General features: G+C 46.7%; 9 protein-coding genes and 1 pseudogene. 7 read left to right on the top strand and 3 right to left on the bottom strand.

Features of this window, described 5'->3' with window-relative positions; all coding sequences use genetic code 11:
- Window positions 1–227: 227 nt before the first annotated feature.
- The gene (locus tag ACRC32_RS13690) at window positions 228–413 is read right to left on the bottom strand and encodes a hypothetical protein (protein WP_438554491.1); all 186 of its coding nucleotides are present in this window, start codon (window positions 411–413) and stop codon (window positions 228–230) included.
- Between the two features lie 253 nt (window positions 414–666).
- Between ACRC32_RS13690 and ACRC32_RS13695 the strand changes: the two genes are divergently transcribed.
- The 4 genes from ACRC32_RS13695 (at window position 667) to ACRC32_RS13710 (ending at window position 3,499) form a co-directional block, all read left to right on the top strand.
- Window positions 667–1,572 carry an NmrA family NAD(P)-binding protein gene (locus ACRC32_RS13695; protein ID WP_438554492.1) on the top strand — a complete coding sequence of 302 codons (906 nt, stop codon included), beginning with the start codon at window positions 667–669 and terminating at the stop codon, window positions 1,570–1,572.
- A 73-nt stretch (window positions 1,573–1,645) separates the two neighbouring features.
- Window positions 1,646–1,849: a hypothetical protein gene (locus ACRC32_RS13700; RefSeq protein ID WP_438554493.1), complete on the top strand. Its 204-nt coding sequence runs from the start codon at window positions 1,646–1,648 to the stop codon at window positions 1,847–1,849.
- Between the two features lie 108 nt (window positions 1,850–1,957).
- The gene (locus ACRC32_RS13705; protein ID WP_438554494.1) at window positions 1,958–2,428 is read left to right on the top strand and encodes a recombinase XerD; all 471 of its coding nucleotides are present in this window, start codon (window positions 1,958–1,960) and stop codon (window positions 2,426–2,428) included.
- Window positions 2,429–2,545: 117 nt separating this feature from the next.
- Window positions 2,546–3,499, top strand: coding sequence for a DUF5996 family protein (locus ACRC32_RS13710; RefSeq protein ID WP_438554495.1), 954 nt, complete (start codon window positions 2,546–2,548; stop codon window positions 3,497–3,499).
- Between the two features lie 103 nt (window positions 3,500–3,602).
- Here the strand turns inward: ACRC32_RS13710 and ACRC32_RS13715 are convergent, their stop codons facing one another.
- On the bottom strand, window positions 3,603–3,860 hold the full coding sequence (locus ACRC32_RS13715; protein WP_438554496.1) for a TIGR03643 family protein: 258 nt from the start codon (window positions 3,858–3,860) through the stop codon (window positions 3,603–3,605).
- A 219-nt stretch (window positions 3,861–4,079) separates the two neighbouring features.
- Here ACRC32_RS13715 and ACRC32_RS13720 point away from each other — a divergent pair, with 219 nt between their 5' ends.
- Window positions 4,080–5,042 (top strand): tyrosine-type recombinase/integrase, encoded by a 963-nt coding sequence (locus ACRC32_RS13720; protein ID WP_438554497.1) that lies wholly within the window; start codon window positions 4,080–4,082, stop codon window positions 5,040–5,042.
- 90 nt (window positions 5,043–5,132) lie between these two features.
- Here the strand turns inward: ACRC32_RS13720 and ACRC32_RS13725 are convergent, their stop codons facing one another.
- Window positions 5,133–6,782 carry a lipoxygenase family protein gene (locus ACRC32_RS13725; protein ID WP_438554498.1) on the bottom strand — a complete coding sequence of 550 codons (1,650 nt, stop codon included), beginning with the start codon at window positions 6,780–6,782 and terminating at the stop codon, window positions 5,133–5,135.
- A 686-nt stretch (window positions 6,783–7,468) separates the two neighbouring features.
- Between ACRC32_RS13725 and ACRC32_RS13730 the strand changes: the two genes are divergently transcribed.
- Both ACRC32_RS13730 and ACRC32_RS13735 read left to right on the top strand, forming a co-directional pair.
- A complete protein-coding gene (locus ACRC32_RS13730) occupies window positions 7,469–7,618 on the top strand; it encodes a hypothetical protein (protein ID WP_438554499.1) in 150 nt (49 codons plus the stop codon).
- 151 nt (window positions 7,619–7,769) lie between these two features.
- Window positions 7,770–8,983, top strand: a pseudogene (locus ACRC32_RS13735) (helix-hairpin-helix domain-containing protein); the annotation flags it as partial.

Raw genomic sequence — 8,983 nt, forward strand, 5'->3', positions numbered from 1 at the left:
AGGCTTTACCAAGCCAAAGAAAGTATCTAAAAATACTGCTTAACGCTTCTTACCTCATCTAACCCTTTGGCTGTTCGACATGGAATCAATCTAATCTACTGTCGAGCTATTTTTCGCTTGCTTTAGTCTAAACTCCAGTAATAAAAAAGTCCCAGTTGCTTTGCTGAGACTGCAATTGTATTTATCTAATCAGCTGTAACGTATAGATACAGCCCCAAGCTCTAACTTCAAACCTGAGCTGTTTCATCTTCACCTAATTGCTGTTCTACTTTACCAATCGCCGCATTAATCCCAGCTAATTTGGTTTCTAGATCGTCTCGCATCCACTTGAGAAACCGAAGCCTGCGTTCTAAGAAGCTTTTGCGAGTCATAGGTTCGCTACCGTAGCAGCTACTACCCCAAAAAGGAAACATAGCTTACCTCAAAAAGTTGATTTCTATTTACAATTGTGTCTTTATTCTTACTGCGGCGGGTGGGAAAATTATAGAGAGAAAACCGATCTATATCAGCCTGCCCCCATCGCAGCTTCTTCGTCTTCATCGCGAGCCAACCTACCAGCAGTCGTTCTCGCAGTCCAAACCACATAAAGCTGCTTTTTGTTGCTCAATTATATATAAAATGACAAGCAAAGATTGTTAATTTCCCTCATGACTTTTCCCTGATGACATGGAATCAAGAATTGGTATGGTTTTGCTAATTGGAGTGACTGGTGGCACTGGCAAAAACGCAGTCAAGGGATTTCTCGATACTGGAGTTACCCACTTACGCGCCATCACTAGAAAAATCGACCTGAGCCGCCCCGACTTGTCAAAGTTAAGCGATGCAGGAGTTGAGCTAGTTGAAGCTAACTTGGATGATGAAGCATCGCTCAAAGCAGCTTTGAGGGGAATTTCGGCTGTCTACTGCCACGGTTTGTCTGCCGATGCTGCTAAACCCGATCCACAAGAGATCGAGAGAGCGCACCGACTGGCACGAGCGGCTCGTGATGCCAAGATCGAGCATTTGGTGTATAACTCCGCTGGTGGGGCACAGAGAAATTCTGGAGTCAGCCATATCGAGCAAAAGTATCAGGTGGAGCAAGTTTTCAAACAAGCTGGCTTGCCAACAACTATGCTCAGAGCTTGCCTATTTATGGAAGAGTTTTGGAAGAAGTACACGCGACCATCCATTCTCAAAGGGATCTTCTCCTTTTCGCTTCAGCCCGACCGACCGTTACATTTAATTACAACTAAGGATCTGGGTCGCATTGCTGCCTATGTCATGAACGATTCACAAAAGTACATCGGTCGAGAAATTAAGCTGGCAGGCGACGTACTAACTCCTTTACAAATGGCGCAGAGCTTCTCCAACGTACAGTCCATGCCAGTTGTCTATAGAGAAATACCTGCATGGATATTTCTACTTCTTTGGCGATGGGAACTATTCGCCCTGATTAAGTGGTATCGCACCCAAGGCTATCAAGCGGATGTCAGGCAATTGAGAGCAGAATTTCCCAATCTCCTGACTACTTTTAGTGAATTTCTGGAAGAAACAAACTGGGCAAACAAAGAACTTACTTACGAAAGTCTATGATCGGAGGCGATCGCACTCCCACCCCTTCTAACCCTATAATTTGGTTAGCTACTAATTTTTTCGGCTTGCCTCATTGCCCAAATTCCCGCCCCCACACAAAACTCCTTTCTCCCAGCGACGCGAACGCGAATTTCTCTATTTGTCAGAAGTTGACGCGCTGATTGATGCGTTGGAATATACTCGTTCCCCTATCAGAAATCAAGCACTAGCCATCCTGCTATTCTGCGATCGCCCTACAGCCAGCCGAGTTATGTTGGTTACGAGTCGCGCGACGTAAACTTTGCCGAAAAGATTCTGCGTGTAGATCGCATTCGTTCCAAGCCCGATTACCTACAACCCCAAATTCAAGCCCCTACTAACATACAACTTCTATGCGAGGCAGAGATTGACATTTGACACTCTGCTTGAGGAGCAGCGCACAACTGATTGGTTATTTGCATCCGAGCGAAAACAGCGACTAAGCGATCGCTCGTTACACCATATCATTCAACGAGCAGGGGAGATTGCCAATATTCCTTTCCCCGCGCATCCTTATATGTTACGCCGGACTGGTTTGTATTACCGTGCTGCCTTACTGCTGCAACCATTAGGTTTATCATTGCGGCAATGCTGTTTGCTCTGGAACTGGAACGCCACAACTGTTGATTTTACTAGCAAAGAAGAGGAAGAATACCGCGCCATTGACAGAACTGCGATCGCAGGTTTTAAAGCAGCACTGGAAAAAGTCAAAGCTTTTAGTGGGATCGCAGTCTATCAAAATGTTATCGATTACCTGCTAGGTGCTTTCTTGCTGTTTCCCCGCCTTCAAGGTATTCCTCAAGATTACTGGCTAGCTCCTGAGAACTGGAGTCTTTAAACTTTGCCGAATAGATAACCTGCTTGCAGCGATTTTTGCAGCACAACCAAGTAAATTATAGACTGTTGTTAGTCATCGATTCGCTAGTTGCTTTCCCGCTCTCTGGAGGTTGCCATTATGGTCGCTCCTGCGCCTGACACGTCTAACGCTACCATTTGGTCTAGTTTGTTACTTGCCGAGTGGCAGGACACCTATGAAACACTGCACCTATGGACTCAGATTATTGGAAAAATTCGATTGGCTTTGGCTCCTAAAGTCAATCACTGGTGGCACTCCACGTTGTACGTGACTCCACGCGGATTGACAACTTCTGCCATCCCCTACAGAACGGGCAGTTTTCAAATCGACTTTGACTTTCTAGACCATCAGCTACGCATCGAGACTAGCGACGGCACGACCAAAAGCATTGCACTAGCTCCCCGCTCCGTGGCTGATTTTTATCAAGCGGTGATGAGTACCTTGAAAGCAATTGGCATCCAGGTGCAGATTTGGACGATGCCACAGGAAGTGGCAAATCCGATTCCGTTTGAGCAAGACCAGATTCATGCTGCCTACGATCCAGAATACGCTCAACGGTTTTGGCGAATTTTGGTGCAGGCGAACCGAGTGATGACCCAATTTCGCTCTCGCTATGTTGGCAAGTGTAGCCCAGTACATTTTTTCTGGGGCAGCTTTGACCTGGCTGTAACTCGCTTCTCTGGACGACGCGCTCCACAACATCCTGGTGGTGTCCCGAATATGGCAGACTGGGTGACGCGAGAAGCATACTCCCATGAGGTGAGTAGTTGTGGCTTTTGGTTTGGAGGTGGTTCGACCGAAGCGCTGTTTTATGCTTATGCCTATCCAGAACCAGAAGGCTTCAAAGACTACCTAGTGCAGCCGCCCGCAGCGTTCTATAGCTCGCAAATGAAAGAGTTCATCCTGCCCTACGAAGTTGTGCGACAAGCTGACGATCCGGATACCATGCTGCAAGATTTCCTACAAAGCACCTACGAGGCGGCTGCTAATTTAGCAAATTGGGATCGAGCAGCACTGGAATATACTCCAGTCGCACGCAACAATGTCGATTGAGATGAATTTGAGAAAATTTTGGCAACCTAGAGAGTTGGAGTATTTAGACTTTGCCGAAAAGATTGCTGCATCGCCCCTGACTCAACACTATCCACCCTTGATGTTATGTCTTTTGACGCTGTGACTTGAATCTTCCCTCAACAAAACCACGCTTGTGAGTATGTTTAGTCTTGCGCCCAGTCACGCGCTCTCGCCACATCCTGAAACTGGATGGTTTCATCTGATGGCGCATCAGTGCGATGACATCCTTTTCCAGTAAACCAAACTGAAGCTCAATTGCTTCAAAAGGTGTGCGATCCTCCCATGCCATCTCAATCACTCGGTCGATAGTTTCAGGCGCTAAATCTGGCGACTTCTTCATAACACGCTCGATCTTTCCTACCACAATTTTAAGTTATGTAAAGACCGGACGACAATTCACGCTATCTGCTGCTGTCCTGCTGGCAACACCCCATACTTTGCCGAAAAGATTCAGTAGTTGCTTAATTAAATAGAAATGGCGATCGCGGAACTATTTCCCTTTTTGTGGCAAGATTACTTATCAGAATAAAACTTGCGAGAACGGTAATTCTAATAAGTAATGCCAATTAGCACTCCAGTCTCCCTGGTTCTAACCGCACCCCTACCTTTAACCGAGCATCCGGCGGCGGTATATGTATCGTCCCTCGCGCCAGGATCGCGTCCGACGATGCGACAAGCCCTAGATACGATCGCCTCTTTGTTAACCAATGGGGAAGGTGATTGCTTTACTTTGGACTGGTCTAAGTTGCGATACAAACATACGGCGGCTCTCCGTGCTGCTTTGATGGAAAAGTATGCACCAGCGACGGCGAATAAGATGTTGTGTGCGCTACGGCGAGTGTTGAAAGAAGCCTTGAGACTGGAGTTAATCGAGCCAGTAGACTATGCCCGTGCTGTAGATCTTAAAAGTATTAAGGTGACTAAGGGGTTAAGGGGTCGCGCCTTGAGTGAGCAAGAAATTGCGGCGCTGATGGAAGTTTGTCTGAGCGATCTCACTCCGGCGGGTTTTAGAGATGCGGCAATGTTGGTCATCCTGCGCGGGTCGGGGCTGAGACGGCGCGAGGTGGTGAATTTGGATTTGAAGGACTTTACTCCCAGCACTGGGGCGATGCTGGTGCGGTCGGGCAAAGGAAAGAAAGACCGGACTGTATATCTACCAGAAAGCGTCATTGGGGTAGTGGAACAGTGGATCTCTATTAGAGGTAAAACACCTGGACCTTTGCTATGCCAAGTCAACAAAGCTGGCAGAGTCGTATTACAACGGCTCACGCCACAAGCGGTATTATTCCTGTTGCAGAAACGTGCTGAGGAAGCCTCTGTAGCCTCGTTTTCTCCTCACGACTTCCGGCGGACTTTTGCTGGCGACTTGCTAGACGCTGGGATCGATCTCGTCACTGTACAAAAGCTGATGGGACACTCTTCACCTGACACGACTTCGCGCTACTGTCGTCGGAGCGAAGAAACTAAGCGCCGCGCCGTGCAGACATTGAAGATCTCTGGTACGGGTAGGAAGAAGGGATAGCAAGAGCAAAGAGGAAACCAAGCGCGGCGCTGTCTCTATGTTGGATCTGCTGTGTTTGTAAATTTTTGTACCTGTATTGGAGCAGCAAAATCAGGCACTAAAGCTATTTGGAACTAAGGAAGGCTTGAGATAAGGATAAGGCATAGACCTTTGCCGATTCCTGGCATCGATCCGCTGCTCGATCTCGTTCAACTCCTGTTGGAACTGCTGAACCATCATCTTGACTGGAGTTTCGCGGAAGGTAAGGTTAAACGCCTCATCATAATAGCCGAGGCGATCGTGCCGATAGAAAGACAGGTAAGTGACAATTTTGATTTGAGCTTCTGCCTGATCCCTTGGTGGTAAGAACTTCATCAGGGCTTTCTCATTTGGAATCATGCCTTTACCAGTGATATTGGCATAGGCAGCATGGGGCATATTCGGAATGTATGCCATGTAGTCGAATTGTGAATAGTTCACGGCTGCGTGCTGCGGTCCACAGGTAAAAATCACGTTGGCAATCACCTCAATCAGTTGCTCTACCGTCGAGAACGAACAAGGCATTCCTTTGACCCGTCCACCATCTGGCGAGGCTAGTTCCTGCGCCCAAGCTTGTAATTCACGATCTGCTTGAATATCGGCGGGTGTGGGATAGCAATATTTGAGATAGTTGGAAACAAACTGATGAATGGCATTCCAGAGCAACAGACCATCATCTCGATAAGGGAAGTGCGGCAGTTTGTTCGCATCCTCCAATCCGCGATTCTGTATTTCTTGCGGGAAAGCAAACTTGTCTAAACTCCATTCAGAATAGGTGTGCTTCACAATCTCCAAGGATTCTTCTAACGTGCCTGCCATAATTCGATCGACGTGACCGCCCACTTGACCATCAACGTAGGGATTGACTAGCAGTTGTCTGCCTTGATCGTTAATTGCCAACAGGAAGCGCAGATGAGGCGCTAGCAGTAAATGCACTGGATGATTGATGGCTAGTTGCCGAGGTGTAGAAATGGCAAAAGGTTCCATCACAAAATGCGTCCAGCACAAATGAGCGCCCATCTCGTGGTGGTTGGCATCCGCAATTTGAACGCACATCTTGGCTACTAGCCAATCTAGCGGTGTATCCTGCGGAGTGAAAATTGCTCCACCTGGTTTGGGCTGCACCTGAATCGCAATCGGGATTAATTCTTGTTGAGTTTCATCAAAGTAGAAAAATGCAACTGGGGTGGGTAAATACTTTTTCAGGTCTTTAAAAGTTCCACCTTGTACAAAGCCGAGTCCACTATAATCGGCAACATAAATATTGCCATTGGCTAATGCCATATCTAGCCGCAGATAGGGGCAAGCGAGCTGGAGTTCTTCATAAGTCACAGAAGATTGAGGTGAAATCTGCACGATCCGCTTGAGTACCATTGGATTCACACCAGATAATCTCTGCTGGGCAAAAGAGCGATCGCTTTGATAAATCTTACTGACTTCTGGCTTCCCCTGCGCTGGAAAAAAATCATCAAAGGCTTGCAGTCCATCAAAGGGGTCGAGGGTGTTAGGCAGTGACGACCGCGTGAATACATAGTAAGGTGAAAAGGTAGAAGACCCAGGCACGCGAGGGTAGCCTGGTGGAGTCGGCAAGGCTGGAACAACGGGTTGAAGCAGAGCTAGCGGTTTTAGAAAATCGTAGTCAAATTTATACTGGTCGCGATCTGGGAAAAACTGGCGCGTTTCTCGCTCTATTTGCGCTGATGACGGCTGAATTACGTTCATGATTTCCTTATCTCAAGTACAGTACATGGTGAAAGTATTTATTTGACTTTTTTCTCCATTTTCGGATGAAGCGCGTTCGCTCAATTTTTGTTTCAAAATCTGCAATTGGAACTGGATACTGAGAGATTTATTGACCTCACTATCTAAATTTTTTAACAGAGTTAAAGCAATTTGTTTAGGAATTGACTAATAGCCGAAGTCTAAAATTGTTCAAAGGCGATCGCTTTCCAATTAAGACGCATTTCTTAGCAAAAGTCTATGACTAGATTGACTACAACTTTAAATTCAGAAATTCCATCACCCGTAACAAAACTTCAGAAAGTAGTTATGATAAGGAGCGGAGTTGTTTTTGAATCATTCGTTCGTCTCCAGTTTGCTCGAAACTTACCTAATTGGCGCTTTCATATCTCCTATTTACCACGTAGATAATATAACCTTTTAGTAATAGTAATTACGTCGTATGCGAACGAGCGCAGCCTTGCATGAAACTAACAAACCAGACGTACAGAGATAATGTAAAATATAAACTAAGTGACGCGGAGCGTAACATGGGCGATCGGCAAAACAACTTAATTTCTAGAAACAAGAGCTAATTGTTGAATTATCTGACGAAGTGTTAGAAACTATTGCAGGTGGCTTAAATCCTCAACCCGAACCACCTGGAGTTGGTAGCAGCGAGCATCTGAATGTTGTCAAATCAACTGAGATTAAAGCAAGAAAGTCACTATTTTCCTAGAAAACCAGTTCCCCAAAAACCTGTAAGGGTAAATAAACCCCGACAAACAGCAGCAGCAGAGAACGCCAGTGCGTCACTAGCAATCGCCCAAGAAATCTAACAAAGGATTGAAACAGCTTCCAGATGCGTGTGTTAATCATCGAACGGGTGACTCAACAAATATTGCTCGTTTTCTAGTAAGCTTGTACTAAATAAAAGGACTTGAGATTAGTTAAATTGGCTGCTTAAGTACTTAGAGATTTGCGCCGTCGATGTCCACTCTACCCCAAACACCACAAGCCCAAGCTACTCTTCAGCATGAATACCTTACGGGAGTGGTGGAACGGCTGACATTCCACTCAGAAGAATCTGGATACACTGTAGCGCGGCTCAAGACAGCACAATCTCGTGACCTAATTACGATTGTCGGTAGCTTTGCCAACATCCAGGCAGGACAAACATTGCAGCTTACTGGTCTGTGGCGGGATCATCCGCAGTATGGCGCTCAGTTTCAAGTGACGCACTATAGAGAGACTAAGCCTGCCACGCTTACAGGCATAGAGAAATACTTGGGTAGTGGTCTAATCAAGGGTGTGGGACCCGTAACGGCAAAGCGCATTGTTGCTTGCTTCGGCTTAGAAACACTTGACGTTATCGAGCATCACATCGAGCGGTTGGTTGAAGTTCCAGGCATCGCCAAAAAGCGCATCAAGATGATTCAAAGCGCCTGGGAAACTCAGAAAGCCATTAAGGAAGTGATGCTTTTTCTTCAGAGTCACGGGGTATCTACCACATACGCTGTCAAGATTTTCAAACAATATGGCAACGCTGCGATCGCCACTGTAATACCACTAGAGGAAACATCAGTTTGTATAGTAGATTTTCAAACAATATGGCAACGCTGCGATCGCCACTGTCACCAACAACCCCTATCAACTGGCAACAGATATATATGGTATTGGCTTCGTTACCGCCGATGCGATCGCTCGTAACTTGGGCATTGCTCCCGACTCCGAGTATAGATACCGAGCGGGGATCGTCCACGTATTAGGAGAAGCAGCAGAAGACGGACATTGTTTTCTACCGCAGGCAGAACTAATCGAGCAGGTAGTGAAGCGGTTGAGTATTAAAGATCACCAGCCGAACCCAGAAGCGATCGCCCAATTGTTGGTGCAAATGGGGATGGAAGAACAATTGATAATGCAGGGACATCGAGAGCATGAGTTGATCTACTACCAGCTATCCTTCTATTACAGCGAGCAAAACCTAGCTGCCCAGCTTCACCATTTGCTAGCTCGTCCAGTTGCGGTTGACCTACCCCGCGTGAGGAATTGGATCGAGCGATTTACCCAAGCTAAGGGGATCGAGCTGTCAGCCCAACAGCAACAAGCGGTAGAAATGGCGGCGAGTCAGCGTGTGACAATCCTTACAGGTGGTCCAGGTACGGGAAAGACCTTTTGCACTCGCACCATCGTCGCACTATGGA

It is taken from the genome of Chroococcidiopsis sp. (assembly GCF_051657925.1).
GTDB lineage: Bacteria > Cyanobacteriota > Cyanobacteriia > Cyanobacteriales > Chroococcidiopsidaceae > Chroococcidiopsis.

Coding starts and splice junctions, on each gene's coding strand:
- ACRC32_RS13690 (WP_438554491.1), bottom strand. CDS start 413: ATGTTTCCTTTTTGGGGTAGTAGCTGCTACGGTAGCGAACCTATGACT.
- ACRC32_RS13695 (WP_438554492.1), top strand. CDS start 667: ATGGAATCAAGAATTGGTATGGTTTTGCTAATTGGAGTGACTGGTGGC.
- ACRC32_RS13710 (WP_438554495.1), top strand. CDS start 2,546: ATGGTCGCTCCTGCGCCTGACACGTCTAACGCTACCATTTGGTCTAGT.
- ACRC32_RS13715 (WP_438554496.1), bottom strand. CDS start 3,860: ATGAAGAAGTCGCCAGATTTAGCGCCTGAAACTATCGACCGAGTGATT.
- ACRC32_RS13720 (WP_438554497.1), top strand. CDS start 4,080: ATGCCAATTAGCACTCCAGTCTCCCTGGTTCTAACCGCACCCCTACCT.
- ACRC32_RS13725 (WP_438554498.1), bottom strand. CDS start 6,782: ATGAACGTAATTCAGCCGTCATCAGCGCAAATAGAGCGAGAAACGCGC.
- ACRC32_RS13730 (WP_438554499.1), top strand. CDS start 7,469: ATGTTGTCAAATCAACTGAGATTAAAGCAAGAAAGTCACTATTTTCCT.